The following is a 17,521-nucleotide window of genomic DNA, read 5'->3' as shown; positions in this document are numbered from 1 at the left end:
CAGATCACGGAATGGGTCCGTATGTCCAGGTGGGAGACGCTAAGACCTCAACCGGAGTTGAGGTCAAGCCGCTCCGCGCGTCGGGCTCTGACGAACGTAGGGGTAGTCGCTCTGTCGGGGCTGACAGAGCGACTACCCCTACGTTCGACACCTTGGAGCGACCGGTCCTACGTTCGACGTCGAGGCTCAGAGGCTCAGAAGTCGAACAGGTCCTCCAGGAAGGACTCCTTGCGCTTCTTCTTGTACCGCGGGTCGTGGCGGCGGTCGCCGTAGGACTCGTACCGGCGCTCGTTGTCGTACCGGCGGCCCTCGTCGTACCGGCGGTCCCGGTCGTAGCGGCGGTCGTCGTCGCGTCGGCGGTCGTCGTAGCGCGGGTCGTAGGCCGGCTGCGGCGAGCCGTAGGCCGGGCCGGCGTGCACGGGGTTCGGCGCGGACGGAGCGGCGGGGGCGGGCGGCGCGACAGGGGCCGACGGCGTCGTCGGGCGATTCTCCGCGGCGATCTCGGCCTCGACCGACCGGTCGATCACCTTGTCGAGCTCGCCACGATCCAGCCACACGCCACGGCACGTGGGGCAGTAGTCGATCTCGATCCCCTTGCGCTCGGACATGACGAGCGTGGTCTGGTCGATGGGGCACAGCATCGGGATGGTCTCCTCGCGGTCGTCGTTACCGCTCACCAACGGACGGGACGGGTCTGCGGTTCCTACACCACCGGGTACACCGGGACTCCCACGCTCTCACGCCAACCCGGCGCGGCCCAGTGCGCGGCGGCCTCGCCGAGGCCGGCCTGCCCGAGGGCGGCCTCCGCGAGGGCGCCGGCCGAGCCGCCGTCCCCGTTCGCGACGACCGCCCACACGATCGCCGCCGCGACGAGCAGGCCCGCCAGCACGGCGAGCGTGATCTTCCACGCCGACCACGGCCGCTCCCCGACCACCTCGGCCGTGCGGGCGTTGACCAGCACCTGGAACGGCTTGCCGCCGTACAGGTAGGTGGCGATCCACACGGGCAGCAGCAGGAGCTTGTACGTCACCGCCGCGTAGCTCGTGCGCACCTGGTGCACGCGCTGCACGTCGCCGCCGATGTCGCGCTCGCAGTCGTTCTCGATGACCGGCGCCATGTCCTGCTTGGCCGCCTCCAGCCCGGCCTCGGGCTCGACGTCGTACCGCAGCGTCTCGTAGCCGGCGAGGTAGTCGGGCTGGTAGGCCCGCGCCTGCTGCAGCGGCCACGGGCTGAGCTTCGCCAGGTGCTCGGGCATGACCCGGTGGGTCCCGGTGACGAGGACGTCGTCGAAGTCCCGCGCCACCGTGCCCGACGCCGGGTACCAGCGGGTCTTCTGCACCTGCCGGGTCTGCGTCTGGCTGCGGCCCTCGGAGTCGGTGGTCGTGTAGGTCTCGGTGACCCAGTAGTGCTCGCCCCGCTGCCCGGTGTAGTCCGAGCGGGTGCGCGCGTCGAACGTCCAGTGCGGCAGGTAGACGCCGTGCGCCTGCTCCGCCGAGACCACCTTCTTCAGGGCCGACGGCGCGAACCACCGCGAGCGCACCCAGGTCTGCAGGGCGCCCTGCATGGCCGCCCGGTCCACCTCGAAGGGCAGCACGGCCTCGGGCTCGACCAGGCCGAGGGTCTCGACCTCGGCGACCATCGGCGACCCGCAGAACCCGCACTTCTGGGACAGGTGGTCGCTGGTGGTGACCGCGCCGCAGGTGCCGCACCGGTAGTCGTGCGCCGCGGGCGCGGCGGGCCGGGCCGTCGCCGCCAGGGCCGCGAAGTCGTGCTCGCGCACCTCGCGGACGGCGGCGGTGACCTCCTGCTCGTGGCCGCAGTACGGGCAGGTCAGCGTGCCGGTCCCGGCCGCGAACTCGACCGCTGCCCCGCACTGCGCGCAGGGGTAGGCGTGGTGGGCGGCCCGGCCGCCGTCGGTGAGCTCCGCCATCTCAGGCCTGCGGCAGCGGCGGGGGCGTCGCGCCCAGGTGCTTCGCCACGTCGGGCACCGACGCGGCCGGCTCCCAGCCGGCCATGCCGGCGCGCCAGATCAGCGTGCTCGCCGTGAGGGTGCCCACTGCGGCCTGGCCGGCGAGCGCGGCGTCGTCGAACGGGCCGGTCTGCGCGCCGCCGTTGCCCAGGTACCAGCCACCGGGCAGGGGCGGCGGGCCCGACGCCGCTGCGGGGGCCGGGGCGGGCGCCGGCTGCGTGGGCGGCACGATCGCGTTGCCGACCGACTGGCCCAGGCCCATGCCGATCACCGCGCCCGCGCTGCCGCCGCCGTCGGCCGCCGCCTCCATGGCCTGGCCGGCCTGGAACTGCTGGAAGGCGGCCATGCTGCCCACGGTGCCGGACGAGACGATGCCCATGGACGTGCGCTTGTCCAGGGCCTCCTCGACCTCGGGCGGCAGCGAGATGTTCTCGATGACGAACTTCGGCACGGAGATGCCGAGGTCCGCGAGCTCGTCGGTGAGCCGGGTCGCGAGCTGGTCGCCCAGGTCGCCGTGGTGCGCGGCGAGCTCGATCACGGGGATGCCGGACGAGGCGAGCACGCTCGCGAGGTGGCTCACCACGTTCTGCCGCAGGTACTCGTGCACCTCGTCGGTGCGGAACTGCGGGTCGGTGCCGACCAGCTCGCGCAGCAGCACCTGGGGGTCGGTGACCCGCGCCGAGAACGCGCCGAAGGCCCGCACGCGCACCATGCCCAGCTCCGGGTCCCGCATCATGACGGGGTTCTTGGTGCCCCACTTCAGGTCCGTGAACTGGCGGGTGCTGACGAAGTACACCTCGGCCTTGAACGGCGAGTGGAAGCCGTGCTTCCAGCCCTTGAGCGTCGACAGCACGGGCAGGTTCTGGGTCTCGAGCGTGTACGTGCCGGGCTGGAAGACGTCCGCGATCACGCCCTCGTTGACGAAGACCGCGGTCTGCGACTCGCGCACCACGAGCCGGGCGCCCATCTTGATCTCGTTCTCGTAGCGGGGGAACCGCCAGACGATCGTGTCCCGGGTGTCGTCGAGCCACTCGACGATGTCGACCAGCTCACCCTTGATCTTGTCCAGCAGGCCCATGTCGTCTTCCTCTTCTCTCCGCCCGGGCGCCCGCCCGGAAACCCCAAGCACTCGGACGCTACAAGTCCGGTACGTCCCGGCAAACGAAAAGGAGTCCCGTTCGGTGCCCAGGACGTCCCACGGATGTTCCACGCGTTGTCCGGCACCTGCCGGTGGACCGGACATGTGAGAGAGTTTCACCGCAGGGTGACTACCCGGCGAACCTGTCCGGAGGTGCTAGGACCGATGACCGTCCTCGTGGCATACAACGAGTCGCCCCAGGGTGAGGCGGCCATGCGCGCCGCCGTCGCCGAGGCGGTACGACGCCGGCAGGAGCTGGCCGTCCTCGTGCTCACGCCGCAGGCGGACACCAAGGTCCCCGCGTCGCTCGCGCACCTGCTCGACACCGTCCCTGGCACGGTCACCGTCGCGCCCGTCACGTTCCGCGCCGAGCAGGCCGAGGTGGCCGACGCGATCGTCGACCGGGCCGAGGCCGTCGCCGCGGAGCTCGTGGTCATCGGCTCGCGCAAGCACTCCACGGTGGGCACGTTCCTGGTCGGCGCGACGACCCAGCAGGTGCTGCTCGACTCCCCGGCGCCGGTGCTGGTGGTCAAGGCCAGCTACGCCTGAGGCCCAGGCGTCAGACAGGCGACGCCCGAGCTCGACCTCGCGGACTACTCTCGTGGGATGACCGCTGTGACTCTCGGTATCCCGTCGGTGCGAGGCGTGCCCCGGCGCGCGGCCACGCCGGCGGGCCGGCCGCGCCCGGAGACGCCGCTGCTGGTCGACCGGTACGGGCGGGTCGCGCGCGACCTGCGGGTGTCGATCACGACGGCCTGCTCCCTGCGCTGCACGTACTGCATGCCGGCCGAGGGCCTGCCCCTGGTGCCGCGCGACGAGCTGATGACACCGGACGAGATCGGCCGGCTCGTCGGCGTCGGCGTGCGCGACCTCGGCATCCGCGACATCCGGTTCACCGGCGGCGAGCCGCTCATGCGGCGCGACCTGGAGCAGATCATCGGCGCGGCCCGCACGGCGGCCGACGACGCGATGCGCGCCCTGGGATCGCAGGAGCGCGTCCGCATCGCCATGACGTCGAACGCGCTCGGGCTGGACAAGCGCGTCGGCGCCCTGGTCGCGGCCGGGCTGGACCGCGTCAACGTCTCGCTGGACACGGTGGACCGCGAGGCGTTCGCGACCCTGACCCGGCGCGACCGCCTCGACGACGTGCTCACGGGGATCCGGGCGGCGCTGGCCGCCGGGCTGTCGCCCGTCAAGATCAACGCGGTGCTGCTGCCCGAGACGCTGGAGGGCGCCGCCGACCTGCTCGCCTGGTCCGTGGCGCACGGCTGCAACCTGCGCTTCATCGAGGAGATGCCGCTCGACGCCGACGGGCGCTGGACCCGCGACGACGTGGTGAGCGCGGCCGACCTGCTGGGGGTGCTGGAGGAGCGGTTCACCCTGACCCCCGCCGGCCGCGAGGACCCGTCCGCCCCGGCCGAGGAGTGGCTGGTCGACGACGGCCCCGCCACCGTGGGGATCATCGCGTCCGTGACCCGCTCGTTCTGCGGGGCCTGCGACCGTACCCGGCTGACCGCCGAGGGCACGGTGCGCTCGTGCCTGTTCGGCAACGAGGAGACGGACCTCAAGTCCCTGCTCCGCGACGGCGCCACCGACGACGAGGTGGGCGACGCGTGGCGGGCCGCGATGTGGGCCAAGCCCCGCGCCCACGGCAGCGACGCCGTCGAGCTGGCCGCCGACGCCTTCGCCGAGACCGAGCGCAGCATGGGCGCCATCGGCGGCTGACATGTCGCTTCGTCGAGATGACCGGTAGAAGGCCGTCCATCTGCATAGTAGAATCTCGTCGAAATGCCTAATAGAGCACCGTCCAACTGCTAGGTTGGGCACATGGCATACCAGCGCCGGATTGTTGACGATGTTCTCGACGACCTCTTCCCCCACCTGGCGGCAATTGCCCTGGAGGGCGCCAAGGGTGTGGGAAAGACGGCCACTGCCAGCCAGCGAGCCGCAACGGTCCTCACGCTCAACGAGCCTCGCCAGCGTGAGGTGCTCGCAGGCAACCCCGACTATGTAGTCCAGGCGCCACCGCCCGTGCTGATCGATGAATGGCAGCTGGAACCGTCTGTCTGGGACCGCGTGCGCCGAGCCGTCGACGACAACAGCAAGGGTGGACAGTTCCTTCTGGCCGGGTCAGCGAGCGTGCCGTCCGGAGTGCGCATTCACTCGGGGGCCGGGCGAATCGTCAGCTTCCCGATGCGTCCCCTCGCCTTCGCGGAACGAGGCCTCGAGGACCCAACGGTCTCGCTTGGGGCGCTGCTCCGCGGCGAACACCCGACGATCAGCGGTCGCACCAGCATTGACCTGCAGACATATGCCGATGAGATCCTTCGGTCGGGATTCCCTGGCATTCGGGGCCTGCCCGAGCGCGCCCGGCGGGTCCAGTTGGACAGCTATGTGGCACGAATCGCAGAACGAGAGCTTCCCGAGAACGGAGTCACCGTACGGCGGCCGAATGCGCTCAGAGCCTGGCTTGCCGCCTATGGCGCCGCGACAGCTACCGATGCCTCCTACACCACGATCCTTGACGCCGCGACGGCTGGTGACGACGACAAGCCGAGCCGAGTGACTGCCGACTCCTACCGCGAGCATCTCCAGCGCATCTTCATCCTCGACCCGATCCCTGCCTGGATACCCACGTTCAACACTCTCAAGCGGCTCACGCAGGCTCCCAAGCACCACCTCGTCGACCCCGCGATCGCCGCTCGCCTCGTTGGCGTTGGAAAGTCTGGTCTGCTCCGCGGCGAGGGCACCCGCGTCTCGGCACAGACCGGGACCTGGCTCGGGGCGCTCTTCGAGTCGCTCACTGCGCAAAGCGTGCGCGTCTACGCAGGAGCTCTCGACGCCGAGGTCGGCCACCTCCGCACCAAGAACACCGACCACGAGGTGGACCTGATCGTCGAAGGCGAGGACAGGAAGGTCGTCGCTGTCGAGGTCAAGCTCGCTGCGACGGTCACCGACAAAGACGTGCGCCATCTCAACTGGCTTCACGACCAGATCGGCGACCGAATGGCCGATCGAGTTGTCGTCACGACGGGCGAGTTCGCTTACCGACGGCCTGACGGCGTCGCGGTTGTCCCACTCGCGCTGCTCGGCCCCTGAGCCGAACCGGCGCGACATGTCGCCCGCATGACCTCCAGCCGTCCCAGGTGACCCCCGGGGAACGGCTGCGTGTACGTTGCCGGAAGCCTCACCCCCGCGGGCGGCAAAAAGCCGCATAACGCCCAGACGGGTTCCTAGGCTCACGGCACGTGACCACCATCGCGACGCCACGGGCGCCCGAGGACCCCGGCGCCCCGCCGGCCGGTTCCGCGGCCCCGGAGCGCACAGCACCGCAGCGCCCGCGCCGCAGCCGCCTCGCGGCCGGCCGCCGGCGCACCGCCCTGCTCTGGGCGCTGCTGCTGGCCGGCCCCAACATCGCCCTCCTGCTCGTCTTCGTGTACCGGCCGCTGGTCGAGAGCCTCTACCTCTCGACCCTGCAGTGGAACCTCGGCTCGCCCACCGCGCGGTTCGTGGGCCTCGGCAACTACGTCGAGTGGTTCACCGCACCCACCACCGGGCGGGTCGTCACCACCACCCTCGTCTTCACCGTCGCGACCGTCGGCGGCGCCATGGTCCTGGGCCTCGGCCTGGCTCTGCTGCTCAACCGCAGGCTGCGCGGCCGCGGTGTCGCCCGCACCGTCGCGTTCGCGCCGTACGTGCTGGGCGGCTTCGCCGTCGGCATCCTGTGGCTGTTCATGTTCGACCCGCGCTACGGCCTGATCCAGGAGGTGCTCGGCTGGGTGGGCATCGCCTCCCCCGAGTGGTACACGAACCGCCCGTGGCCGCTGGTGATGGTCATCGTCGTCTACCTGTGGAAGAACCTCGGGTACGTCGCCCTCATCTACCTGGCGGGCCTGCAGGCCGTGCCGCAGGACCTCAAGGACGCCGCCGCCATCGACGGCGCGTCCGCCGCCCGCACCCTGCGCTCGGTCGTGCTGCCGCTGCTCACGCCGACGACGTTCTTCCTGCTCGTGACGATGCTGCTCAGCTCCCTGCAGTCCTTCGACACCATCAAGGCCATGACGCAGGGCGGCCCGCTCGGGTCCACCACCACGCTCATGTACTCGATCTACGTCGAGAGCTTCGTCAACGGCCGGGCCGGGTACGCGTCCGCCGTCGCCACCGTCCTGTTCCTCGTGCTGCTCGCCGTCACGGCCGTGCAGCTGCGGTTCGTCCAGCAGAAGGTGCACTACGCATGACCGCCGCCACGCTCCAGCAGTCCGCCCGACGACGGCGCTCGCCCCAGGTCGGCGGCTACCTCACGATGATCCTCGCGACCGTCGTGCTCGGCGCGCCGCTGCTGTGGATGGCGCTCGCCAGCCTCAAGGCCCCCGACGAGCTCTACCAGCTCCCGCTGCAGTGGCTCCCGGCCCAGCCGGACCTCGACAACTACGCGCAGGCCGCGGGTGCCATCCCGCTCGGCCGGCTGCTGGCCAACAGCATCGGCCTGACGATCGTCGGCGCGGGCCTCAAGGTGGCGCTCGGCCTGTGCTGCGCGTACGCGCTCGTCTTCCTGGACTTCCCGTTCCGCAAGGTCGTGTTCGGGCTGGTCATCGCGACGCTGATGATCCCGCCGCAGATCACGATCATCCCCAACTACACCCTGGTGGCGAGCCTCGGCTGGCTCAACACCTACCAGGGCATCCTCGTGCCGGGCCTGGCCAGCGCGTTCGGCACCTTCCTCTTCCGCCAGCACTTCCTCACGCTGCCGCGGTCCGTCCTGGAGGCGGCCGAGCTCGACGGGGCGGGGCACTGGCGCAAGCTGTGGCGGTTCGTGGTGCCGATGAGCACGCCGACCCTCGCCGCCGTCGCCCTGGTCTCCGTCGTGACCGAGTGGAACGACTACTTGTGGCCGTTCCTCGTGGTCGACGACCCCTCGACGATGACGCTGCCCGTGGGGCTCACCCTGCTGCAGAACACCGACGGCATGACGAACTGGGGCGTGCTGCTCGCCGCCACCGTCGTCGTGACCCTCCCCATCCTGCTGGTCTTCCTCGTCCTGCAGCGCCGGCTCGTCGCCGGCCTCACCGCGGGCGCCGTCACCGGCTGAGCCGCCCCCTCCTTCCCCTCCCCCAGCGCCCGGAACCGGGTGCGCCGTCCCGGAACGAAACCCAAGGAGCACCCCCGTGTCCCACAGTCCTGCCCGCAGGGCCGCCCGGCGCCCCCGCGCCGCCGTCGTCACCGCACTCGCCGCGCTCACCGCCCTGACCGCCGCCGGGTGCGCCGGCCCGAGCGTCGGCGCTACCGGCGGCTCCGACGAGGCGTCGGCCGAGGCCGTCGACTGGTCGCAGGTCGAGCCCGCCCAGGAGATCACCTGGTGGAGCAACCACCCGGGCGCGTCCCAGGAGGTCGAGCAGCAGCTCATCGACGACTTCAAGGCCGAGACCGGCATCAGCGTCAAGCTGGTCACCGCCGGCGCCGACTACGACGAGGTCGCGCAGCGGTTCCAGGCCGCCTCGCAGACGGACGACCTGCCGGACCTGGTCATCGCCTCGGACGTGTGGTGGTTCCGCTACCACCTGAACGACCAGATCATGCCGGTCGACGACGTCATGGAGTTCCTGGACGCCGACGCCGCCGACTTCCAGCCCGCGCTCTACTCCGACTACGAGTACGACGGCCGGCACTGGGCCGTGCCGTACGCCCGCTCGACGCCGCTGTTCTACTACAACAAGGACCTCTGGGAGGCCGCCGGCCTGCCCGACCGCGGCCCGGAGACCTGGGCCGAGCTCGAGGAGTGGGACGCCTCCCTGAAGAAGGAGGTGCCCGAGAAGGGCTCGACGTTCGGCCTGTCGACCGGGCCGTCGTGGGGCGCCTGGTGGTTCGAGAACATGATCTGGGGCCAGGGCGGGGCGTACTCCGACGGCTTCGAGCTCACCCTCGACACCCCCGAGGCCGTCGCGGGCGGCCAGTTCGTGCACGACCTCTTCCACGAGTCCGGCGTCGCCACGCTGTCCGCCGACGACGCGATGGCCGACTTCTCGTCCGGCCTCATCGCCTCCACGATCGGCTCGACGGGCTCGCTCAAGGGCGCGCTCGACGCGGCGAAGTTCGAGGTGGGCACGGCCTACCTGCCCGACGGCCCGCAGGGCGGCGGCACCCCGACCGGCGGCACCGGCCTGGCCATCCCGTCGTCCAAGACGCCCGAGGAGCAGCTCGCGGCCGCGATGTTCCTGGAGTTCCTCACGAACACCGAGAACACCGCCACCTTCTCGCAGAGCACCGGCTACATGCCCGTGCGCACCTCCGCCGTGGAGAGCGACACGATGAAGGCCACCTACGAGGAGACTCCGCAGTTCCGCACCGCGGTGGACCAGCTCGCCGACAAGGCCCGCACGCAGGACGACGTCCGCGTCTTCGTGCCCGGCGCCGACGCCCTGCTCAACGACGCGCTCGAGCAGATCATCATCGAGGGCGCCGACCCGGCCACGGCGTTCGAGGCCGTCACGCCGCGCATCGAGACGGCGTACACCGAGAACGTCGAGCCCTACCTCGACGCCCAGGACTGACGTGACCGCGCCGACCACCGGGCCGCCCGGCGGCCCGGTGGTCGGCGCGTCACCCGGAACGTGGTTGAATCGCGCCGTGCTGACAGCGACCGAGCGGCCGCAGCGGATCATGATCGTCACCGACGCCTGGGAACCGCAGGTGAACGGTGTCGCCACGGCGCTCTCGCGCACCGTGGCCGAGCTGCGCCGGATGGGCTGCGCGGTCGAGGTGGTCACGCCGTGGGACGGCTACCGGACGATCCCCCTGATCACCTACTCCGAGATCCGGGTGCCGATCATGGCGCGCGACGACGTGGAGCGGCGCTTCCTGGAGTTCGCGCCCGACGCCGTGCACATCGCGACCGAGGGCCCGCTCGGCTGGTACGCGCGCGCCGTCTGCGACCACTTCGGCTTCCCGTTCACCTCCAGCTACCACACCCAGTTCCCGGAGTACGTGAGCGCGCGCTGGTCGTGGATCCCGCTGTGGGCGGGCTACCGCTACGTGCGCAAGTTCCACGACAAGTCCGGCGCCGTGCTGGTGGCGACGCCGACCATGCGCGAGCAGCTCACCCAGTGGCGGATCCGGAACGTGACGCCGTGGAGCCTCGGCGTGGACACGGAGCAGTTCCACCCCCGCCGGCGGGCCGCCACCGGGGCCGGGGCCGCCACGACCGGGGCCACGGGGGCCGGCGTCTACCGGGACCTGCCCGGGCCCGTCTTCCTGTACGTGGGGCGGCTGGCCGTGGAGAAGAACGTCGAGGCGTTCCTCGACCTGGACCTGCCGGGCTCCAAGGTGGTCGTGGGCGACGGCCCGGCCCGCGCCGACCTGGAGGCCGCCTACCCCGGCGCCCACTTCCGGGGCCGCCTCTCGGGCGACGACCTGGCCCAGCACTTCGCCGACGCCGACGTGCTCGTCTTCCCGAGCCGCACCGACACGTTCGGCCTGGTCATCCTGGAGGCCATGGCCTCGGGCACGCCCGTGGCCGGCTTCGACGCGCCGGGTCCCCGCGACCTCATCCCCGGCTCCGGCGCGGGCGCCGTCGACGACGACCTGCGCGCGGCCTGCCTCGCCGCGCTGGCGTGCTCCCGCGAGGAGACCCGCCGGTACGCGGAGCTGTTCTCCTGGCGGGCCTGCGCCGAGGCGTTCTACGACCGGCTCGACGTGCCGCCCCCGCCGGTGCGCGAGCGCATCTGGGTGCGCGGGATCCAGCGGCTGCCGGGCCTCGGCCTGACCGGGCTGAACATGCCGAGCCTGACCGTGCCCAGCCTGACGCTGCCGCACCTGACCCGGCCGACGCTCAACCTGCCGAGCCTGCCGTCGCTGTCCAGCCTGAACCTGCCGAGCCTCAACCTGCCCGGCCGGTCGCGGCCCGGTCCGTCGCGGCCCGGCCTGTCGCGGCCGAGCCTGACGCTGCCCGGCCGCGTCGCCCGGCTCCCCGAGCTGCTGCCCGCCAGCATCCCCCGCACGGTCGGCCGGGCGGTCACGCGGGTCCGGCGGATCGTTACAGACCGACCCACTCGGACTCGCCGTCCGTGAACTGCTGCTTCTTCCAGATCGGCACCTCGGCCTTGATGCGCTCCACCAGCAGGGAGCACGCCTCGAAGGCCTCCTTGCGGTGCCCGGCCGACGCCGACGCGACGAGCGCGACGTCCCCCACCACGAGGTGCCCGTAGCGGTGCGTCGCGGCGACGCGGAGGCCCGTCTCGGCGGCCACCGCCTGGCACACTTTTTGTAGGACGGCGGTTGCGTCGGGGTGTGCCTCGTAGTCGAGGCTGACCACGTCGCGGCCCCCGTCGTCGTCCCGCACGACGCCGCGGAACGTGACCACGGCGCCGCACTCCGGCGCGGCCACGGCGGCCTCGACCGCCCGCCCGACGGCGTCGTCCAGGACCTCCTGCGTCACGCGCACGACCTCTGCCGGCACCGCGTCGTCCATCACGTGCTCCCTCACCGGTCCCTCTCCGTCGGGTGCGGCGTCACAGCGGCCACACGACCACCTCGGCACCCGGTTCGAGCGTAGTCGCGGCCGCGGGCACGTCGATCAGCACGTCCGCGGCGGCCATCGACGCCACGAGGTGCGAACCGGGCCCGCCGACGACGGCGACGTGCGGCACCGTACCCACCGGGCCGCCCGTGCCCGCCGACGCGCCCGGCCCGGCCGCCCGCACCCAGCGGCCGCGCAGGAGCTGCCGCCGGCCGGCGGGCGAGACCACCGCGTCGTCGAGCACCGCCGGCACCCGGTCCACCGGCGGCAGACCCGCAGCCGCCCGCAGGATCTCCCGGAGGAACACGACGAACGAGACCTGGGCGCTGACCGGGTTGCCGGGGAAGGCGAGCAGCGGCGTGCCGCCCACCCGGCCGAGGCCCTGGGGTCCGCCGGGCTGCATGGCCACGGAACGGAAGGTGACCTCCGGCAGGGCGTCCTTGACCACCTCGTAGGCGCCCTGGCTCACGCCGCCCGTGGTGAGCACCAGGTCGCAGAGCGCCGCCGCGCGCTCCAGCCCGGCGCGTACGGCCGCCGGGTCGTCGGGCAGGGCCAGGCGCAGGCCCACGCGCCCGCCGGCCGCCCGGACCGCGGCCGCGAGCGCCGGGCCGTTGGCGTCGAAGATCTGACCGGGGCCGGGCTCGCGGTCCGGCCCGACGAGCTCGCTGCCCGTGGAGACGACCGCGACCGAGACCGGGGCGACGAGCGCGAGGCGGGCCACGCCGCACGCCGCGGCGGCGGCCACGTGGTGGGGTGCGAGCACCGTGCCGGCGGGCAGCACGACGGTGCCGGCGGCGACGTCGGACCCGGGCTCCCGGACGAACTCGCCCACCGCTCGGCCGCGGGCCACCGCGACCCGGGAAGCCGTGGCCGCCCCGGACCCGTTGAAGGTCCCCTGGTCGGTGTCCTCGACGGGGACCACGGCGTCCGCTCCGGCCGGGACGGGGGCGCCGGTCATGATCCGGACCGCCGTGCCGGGCGCCAGGGGCGCCGGGTCGCCCGGCGCGGCGGCGACGTCGCCCGCCACGGGGAGCGTGACCGGGGCGTCGGGGGCGGCCGCGGCGACGTCGGCGGCGCGGACCGCGAAGCCGTCCATCTGCGAGTTGCGGAACCGCGGCAGCGGCTCGGGGGCCACGACGTCGCGCGCCAGCACCCGGCCGAGCACGTCCCCGTCGAGGGGGACTTCCTCGACGGGGCGACCGCCGGGCCGCTCGGCGGACTGCTCGCCGGGCCGCTCGACGAACCCCGCGAGAAGCTCCGCGACGTCGGCCCGGTGCTGTTCCACGTCCACGCGCTCGCTCATGTCCGCAACCTACCCGGCGCGGCGTGCCGGGCGGTGGTTACCCTGGCGCGGGAGCCTCGCCGCACGGGAGGATCGACCATGTACATCCAGGCGCTGAGCAACAACGGGACCACCCCGGACGGCGCCCTGGTGCGCCGGGAGTCCGAGACCGCCGACGGCCTGCTGGTGCTCGAGTCGGTGCTGGCGATGCGCCCGATGCCCGACGTCGTGCTGCGGGCCCGCCACCGTGTCGAGTACGAGGGCGACGTGCGGCGCTGGGTGCGCTGGTCGCACCAGCGCGAGCCGGGCGGCGTGGACGTCGCGTTCGAGCGTGCCGACCTGCCGCCGGGCGTCGGTGACGGCGTGCCCTCGTTCGCCCGGTACCTGCTGGTGCTGGAGCTCGCGGCCGTCGGCTCCTGGGTCGAGTACACCCAGCTCGACGACACGGACCCCGCGCGCACCCGGCACGCGCTGCTGGTCCGCACCGACACCCAGCCCCTGGTGCTGCCCGACGGCGTCTCGGTCTCCGCGATGCGCATCGACCAGCTCCTGGACGGCAGTCCCGCGAACGCCTTCTGGTGCGACGAGCACGGGGTGCTGCAGGCCGACTACATCGAGACGTTCCCCGACGGCACCCGGATCACCGGCGTCTCGTGGCGCACCACCTGGGCGGGCGTCGAACCGTGGCTCGACCCCGAGGTGCGCGCGGCGCTCGACGCGTCGGGGATCCTCGCGTAGCGCCGCCTCAGTGGTGCAGGTGCGCCTTGTGCCCGACCGCAGCGGAGACGTCCGCCTCGGCCACCGCGAGCAGGCGGTCCGCGAGCCTGCGCAGCGCCCGGCCGGCGGCGATCTCGTCGCCGATCAGCGGCACCTCGTCGTCGTCGGGTGACTTCCTGGCGTGCCCGACGGCGCGCAGGGCGTCGGGCGGGCCGTTCATCACGGTGGCCTCCGCCGTCGTGCTGCCCGCCGCCTCGACCACGGTGATCCGCACGTCCCAGGTGAGCGCGCGTCCGCGCCGGGCCTCCGCCCAGTCGCGCGAGCCGGCCTCCACCTGCGCGTCCACGTATGTGTCCCCGCCCGGGTAGACGAGGGTCTCCTCGCCCGTGTCGGACCAGCGCACCCGGTAGGGCGGCGAGCCGTCGCCATGGGGGCACTCGGTCACCACGCCGTCCCGCACCGCGCCGCCGACCACTCCGGAAGCCGTGACGATCCGGTCGCCCACTGCTGCTTTCATGGGGTCCTCCCCGCGTCGTTGCGATCTCCCCATCATCGCCCCGAACCTCGCGACGTGACAGACGTACCGGTTACCTGGACGACCTCGGCGCGTGACACGGAAGTGAGAACCTGGCAGCAGGACGGGTTCGCGCGGAGGAGGGAGCCGGGGTGCGGGATCTGCTGCCGCAGCTGCTGGGCTGGTGGCGTGCCGACGAGCGCGCGGCCGTGGCCACGGTGGTGCGCACGTTCCGGTCCGCGCCCCGCGAGCCGGGGGCCGCCATGGCCGTGGGCCCGGGCGGCGAGGTGATCGGCTCGGTGTCCGGCGGGTGCGTCGAGGGGGCCGTGTACGACCTCGGCCTGGAGGTCGCCGAGACCGGCCGCCCCGCGGCGGCCCGCTACGGCGTCTCCGACGACGACGCGTTCGACGTGGGCCTGACCTGCGGCGGGACCATCGAGGTCTTCGTCGCTCCCCTGTCGCGGGCGGCCTGGCCGGGCTTCGGGTCCTTCGCCGGCCAGGTGCTGGGCGCCTCGTCGCCCGACGGCGGCGCGGCGCCGTCGGGCGTGTGCCTCGCCACGGTCGTCGGGGCGGACGACGGCGGCGCCGGTGCCGGCGACCGTCGTGGCGACGGCGGCGCGCTCGGCCGGCACCTGGTCGTCCCCGGGGCGGGCGCCGACGGCCCGGAGGGGACCCTCGGGGACGCGGGCCTGGACGCGGCGGTGACCTCGGACGCCGTCGGGCAGGTCGCCGTCGGTGCCTCCGCCCTGCGCGAGTACGGGCCGCACGGCGAGCGCACCGGATCGGGGACGCGGGTGTTCCTGCAGGTGTTCGCGCCGCCGCCGCGGCTCCTGGTGTTCGGCGCCATCGACTTCGCGGCGGCCCTGGCGCGGGCCGGCCGGCTGCTGGGCTACCGCGTCACGGTGTGCGATGCCCGCCCCGTGTTCGCCACGCCGGCCCGCTTCCCGGAGGCTGACGAGGTGGTGACCGAGTGGCCGCACCGGTACCTGGCCGCCGAGATCGCGGCGGGCCGCGTCTCCGCGCACGACGCCGTCTGCGTGCTGACCCATGACGCCAAGTTCGACGTGCCCCTGCTGCACACGGCGCTCACCGACCTGCCCGCCGGCACGTACGTGGGCGCCATGGGCTCCCGCCGCGCGCACGCCGAGCGCGAGGCCCGCCTGGTCGAGGACGGCGTGCCGCCCGCCGCGCTGAACCGGCTGCACAGCCCGATCGGGCTGGACCTGGGCGCGCGTACGCCGGACGAGACCGCCGTGTCGATCGTCGCCGAGCTGATCGCGGCCCGCTCGGGTGCCACGGCCCGTCCCCTGAGCGAGACGGACGGCCCGATCCACGGCTGAGGCCGAGGGATTCCCGCGCCCGGCGCGGCCTCAGTCCGGGTGGTGCACCACGTTGATCACGTTGCCGTCCGGTGCCCGGACGAGGAACCGGCGCACGCCCCACGACTCCGTGGTCAGCGGGTGCACGATCTCATAGCCGAGCTGCCGGGCCTCGTCGTACGCGCCGTCGACGTCGGGCGTGTGGACCGAGACGACCGCGTCCTCGGGCGAGGTCGCGTCGCGGGTGACGAGCTGGACGATCGCCCCCGTCTCGGGCGAGGTGCACCGCGCCACCCAGCCCAGGTCGAACTCCTCGGTGCTCAGCCCGAGGTAGCCGGTGTAGAAGCCCTTCGCCGCCTCGAGGTCGGCCACCCGAAGGTTGGGCATGATGCGTGTCGCGCGCACGGTGTCCTCCAGTTCGCAGGAAATCCGTTCTCGGGAAATCAGGGGCCGACGACGGCGGCGCCGTCCTAGGCTGCGGGCATGTCAGCGCACGCAACCATCGTCCCGCCCCGGCTCCGCTCCGGCGACACCGTCCGCGTCATCGCCCCCGCCAGGTCGCGGGCCATGATCATGGAGCACGACAACACCCGCTGGATCGACGAGCGGTTCGCCGCGATGGGACTCACGCTGACGTTCGGCGAGCACGTCGACGAGGACGACCAGTTCCGCAGCTCCTCGATCGAGCACCGGGTGGCCGACCTGCACGCCGCGTTCGCCGACCCGGCCGTCGCGGGCATCCTCACGGTCATCGGCGGGTTCAACAGCAACGAGCTGCTCCCCTACCTGGACTTCGACCTGATCGCCGCGCACCCCAAGGTGTTCTGCGGCTACTCGGACATCACCGCGCTCCAGAACGCGATCCTCGCCCGCACGGGCCTGGTCACCTACTCCGGCCCGCACTGGTCGAGCTGGGGCATGCGCGACCACTTCGAGCCCACCGGCGACTGGTTCCGCGCCGCGGTGACCGACGACGCCCCGATCGCCGTCGAACCCTCCCGCGCCTGGACCGACGACCTGTGGTTCGCCGACCAGGACGCCCGCACCCCCGTGGCCAACGAGGGCTGGTGGCGGCTGCGCCCGGGGCAGGCCTCCGGCCGGGTCGTGGGCGGCAACCTCTGCACCCTCAACCTGCTCCAGGGCACCGCGAACATGCCGTCGCTGGAGGGGGCGCTGCTCTTCCTGGAGGACGACTTCGAGTCGAACACGGTCGCCTTCGCGCGCAACCTCACCTCCCTGCTCCAGCTGCCCGACGCCGGGGGCGTGACCGGGCTGGTGGTCGGCCGGTTCCAGACCGCCACGGGCATGACGCGGGCGGCGCTCGACGAGATCGTCGCGCGCCAGCCCGCACTGGCCGGCAAGCCGGTGCTGGCCGGCGTGGACTTCGGGCACACCAGCCCGCTGCTCACGATCCCGGTCGGCGGCACGGCGGAGGTCGCCGTCAGCCCGGACGACGCGAGCCTGACGATCACCCGCCACTGACACGGGGTGCGAGAGGGGCCACGTCCGCCGTCGGCGAACCCGGAAATTGAGTCGGGTCGACTCAGGTTGTACCCGTCATCAGACCCGTCCGGAGGAGGACATCATGACCACCGTTCTTACCCGCTCCCCGTTCGCCAGCACCTGGCTCCGCGAGCCGTGGAGCCAGCAGCTCGGCGTCTCCGAGGGCGTCGTGCCCGCGGCCGACGTCTACCGTGAGGGCGAGGACCTCGTCGCCCGCCTCGACCTGCCGGGCGTGAACCCGGCCGACGACATCACCGTCGAGGTCGAGGGCCGCAAGCTCGTCGTGCGCGGCGAGCGCAAGGACCAGCGCTCGGAGGAGTCCGAGGGCCGCCGCATCTCGGAGGTCCGCTTCGGCTCCTTCCGCCGCGTCGTCACGCTGCCCAAGGCCGTGGACGGCGACGTCGTCCGCGCGTCCTACGACGCGGGCGTGCTGACGGTCACCGTGCCGGGCGTCTTCGCCGGCACCACGCCGCAGCGCATCGAGGTCACCACCGCCGCCTGATCCCCTCAGGCAGCCACCCGACGGCGCCCGACCGCACACCGCGGCCGGGCGCCGTCGTCGTTGGC

Annotated in this window: 18 protein-coding genes; 11 read left to right on the top strand and 7 right to left on the bottom strand. The window is 72.9% G+C overall.

Translation table 11 applies throughout. The annotated features are described in order from the left end of the window. Nucleotides 1-194 precede the first annotated feature (194 nt). From QRN56_RS09015 to QRN56_RS09005, 3 genes are all read right to left on the bottom strand, one after another. Nucleotides 195-641, bottom strand: coding sequence for a TFIIB-type zinc ribbon-containing protein (locus QRN56_RS09015; RefSeq protein WP_285103141.1), 447 nt, complete (start codon nucleotides 639-641; stop codon nucleotides 195-197). Between the two features lie 62 nt (nucleotides 642-703). After that, nucleotides 704-1,930 carry a TFIIB-type zinc ribbon-containing protein gene (locus QRN56_RS09010; RefSeq protein WP_285102537.1) on the bottom strand — a complete coding sequence of 409 codons (1,227 nt, stop codon included), beginning with the start codon at nucleotides 1,928-1,930 and terminating at the stop codon, nucleotides 704-706. Nucleotide 1,931: 1 nt separating this feature from the next. Further along, nucleotides 1,932-3,047, bottom strand: a complete 1,116-nt coding sequence (locus tag QRN56_RS09005; RefSeq protein WP_285102534.1) for an SPFH domain-containing protein — start codon at nucleotides 3,045-3,047, stop codon at nucleotides 1,932-1,934. Between the two features lie 225 nt (nucleotides 3,048-3,272). Here QRN56_RS09005 and QRN56_RS09000 point away from each other — a divergent pair, with 225 nt between their 5' ends. From QRN56_RS09000 to QRN56_RS08970, 7 genes are all read left to right on the top strand, one after another. After that, a complete protein-coding gene (locus QRN56_RS09000) occupies nucleotides 3,273-3,656 on the top strand; it encodes a universal stress protein (protein ID WP_285102533.1) in 384 nt (127 codons plus the stop codon). Nucleotides 3,657-3,713: 57 nt separating this feature from the next. Further along, on the top strand, nucleotides 3,714-4,832 hold the full coding sequence (moaA, locus tag QRN56_RS08995; protein ID WP_285102531.1) for a GTP 3',8-cyclase MoaA: 1,119 nt from the start codon (nucleotides 3,714-3,716) through the stop codon (nucleotides 4,830-4,832). A gap of 102 nt (nucleotides 4,833-4,934) precedes the next feature. Further along, on the top strand, nucleotides 4,935-6,206 hold the full coding sequence (locus QRN56_RS08990) for an ATP-binding protein (RefSeq protein ID WP_285102530.1): 1,272 nt from the start codon (nucleotides 4,935-4,937) through the stop codon (nucleotides 6,204-6,206). A gap of 149 nt (nucleotides 6,207-6,355) precedes the next feature. Continuing rightward, nucleotides 6,356-7,345 (top strand): carbohydrate ABC transporter permease, encoded by a 990-nt coding sequence (locus QRN56_RS08985; RefSeq protein ID WP_285102529.1) that lies wholly within the window; start codon nucleotides 6,356-6,358, stop codon nucleotides 7,343-7,345. Further along, on the top strand, nucleotides 7,342-8,196 hold the full coding sequence (locus QRN56_RS08980; RefSeq protein ID WP_285102527.1) for a carbohydrate ABC transporter permease: 855 nt from the start codon (nucleotides 7,342-7,344) through the stop codon (nucleotides 8,194-8,196). Before QRN56_RS08985 ends, QRN56_RS08980 begins: the two co-directional genes overlap by 4 nt. 76 nt (nucleotides 8,197-8,272) lie before the next feature. Next, nucleotides 8,273-9,655 (top strand): ABC transporter substrate-binding protein, encoded by a 1,383-nt coding sequence (locus QRN56_RS08975; protein ID WP_285102525.1) that lies wholly within the window; start codon nucleotides 8,273-8,275, stop codon nucleotides 9,653-9,655. Between the two features lie 76 nt (nucleotides 9,656-9,731). Next, nucleotides 9,732-11,171 carry a glycosyltransferase family 4 protein gene (locus tag QRN56_RS08970; RefSeq protein WP_285102524.1) on the top strand — a complete coding sequence of 480 codons (1,440 nt, stop codon included), beginning with the start codon at nucleotides 9,732-9,734 and terminating at the stop codon, nucleotides 11,169-11,171. Here QRN56_RS08970 and QRN56_RS08965 read toward each other — a convergent pair. After that, a complete protein-coding gene (locus tag QRN56_RS08965) occupies nucleotides 11,137-11,571 on the bottom strand; it encodes a molybdenum cofactor biosynthesis protein MoaE (RefSeq protein WP_285103139.1) in 435 nt (144 codons plus the stop codon). The two genes, QRN56_RS08970 and QRN56_RS08965, sit on opposite strands and share 35 nt — an antisense overlap. 40 nt (nucleotides 11,572-11,611) lie before the next feature. Then, nucleotides 11,612-12,922: a molybdopterin molybdotransferase MoeA gene (locus QRN56_RS08960; protein WP_285102522.1), complete on the bottom strand. Its 1,311-nt coding sequence runs from the start codon at nucleotides 12,920-12,922 to the stop codon at nucleotides 11,612-11,614. A gap of 78 nt (nucleotides 12,923-13,000) precedes the next feature. Between QRN56_RS08960 and QRN56_RS08955 the strand changes: the two genes are divergently transcribed. Beyond that, on the top strand, nucleotides 13,001-13,639 hold the full coding sequence (locus QRN56_RS08955; RefSeq protein ID WP_285102521.1) for a hypothetical protein: 639 nt from the start codon (nucleotides 13,001-13,003) through the stop codon (nucleotides 13,637-13,639). A gap of 7 nt (nucleotides 13,640-13,646) precedes the next feature. Here the strand turns inward: QRN56_RS08955 and QRN56_RS08950 are convergent, their stop codons facing one another. Continuing rightward, entirely contained in the window at nucleotides 13,647-14,135 is a 489-nt protein-coding gene (locus tag QRN56_RS08950) for a dsRBD fold-containing protein (RefSeq protein ID WP_285102519.1), read from the bottom strand. A gap of 149 nt (nucleotides 14,136-14,284) precedes the next feature. Here QRN56_RS08950 and QRN56_RS08945 point away from each other — a divergent pair, with 149 nt between their 5' ends. Further along, complete coding sequence (locus QRN56_RS08945; protein WP_285102518.1) at nucleotides 14,285-15,472, top strand: XdhC family protein; 1,188 nt, start codon at nucleotides 14,285-14,287, stop codon at nucleotides 15,470-15,472. A 30-nt stretch (nucleotides 15,473-15,502) separates the two neighbouring features. On the opposite strand, the gene QRN56_RS08940 is transcribed toward QRN56_RS08945, so the two are convergent. Continuing rightward, nucleotides 15,503-15,856: a VOC family protein gene (locus tag QRN56_RS08940; RefSeq protein WP_285102517.1), complete on the bottom strand. Its 354-nt coding sequence runs from the start codon at nucleotides 15,854-15,856 to the stop codon at nucleotides 15,503-15,505. A gap of 78 nt (nucleotides 15,857-15,934) precedes the next feature. Here QRN56_RS08940 and QRN56_RS08935 point away from each other — a divergent pair, with 78 nt between their 5' ends. Both QRN56_RS08935 and QRN56_RS08930 read left to right on the top strand, forming a co-directional pair. Continuing rightward, the gene (locus tag QRN56_RS08935; RefSeq protein WP_285102516.1) at nucleotides 15,935-16,933 is read left to right on the top strand and encodes a S66 family peptidase; all 999 of its coding nucleotides are present in this window, start codon (nucleotides 15,935-15,937) and stop codon (nucleotides 16,931-16,933) included. A 103-nt stretch (nucleotides 16,934-17,036) separates the two neighbouring features. Continuing rightward, nucleotides 17,037-17,456, top strand: a complete 420-nt coding sequence (locus QRN56_RS08930) for an Hsp20/alpha crystallin family protein (protein WP_285102515.1) — start codon at nucleotides 17,037-17,039, stop codon at nucleotides 17,454-17,456. Nucleotides 17,457-17,521 lie beyond the last annotated feature (65 nt).

Origin of the sequence: Promicromonospora sp. MEB111 (assembly GCF_030209445.1) — a bacterium.
In the GTDB taxonomy this organism is placed as follows: Bacteria; Actinomycetota; Actinomycetes; order Actinomycetales; family Cellulomonadaceae; genus Promicromonospora.
Note: the sequence above shows the minus strand (reverse complement) of the source record. Positions and strands in the feature narration are given on the sequence as shown.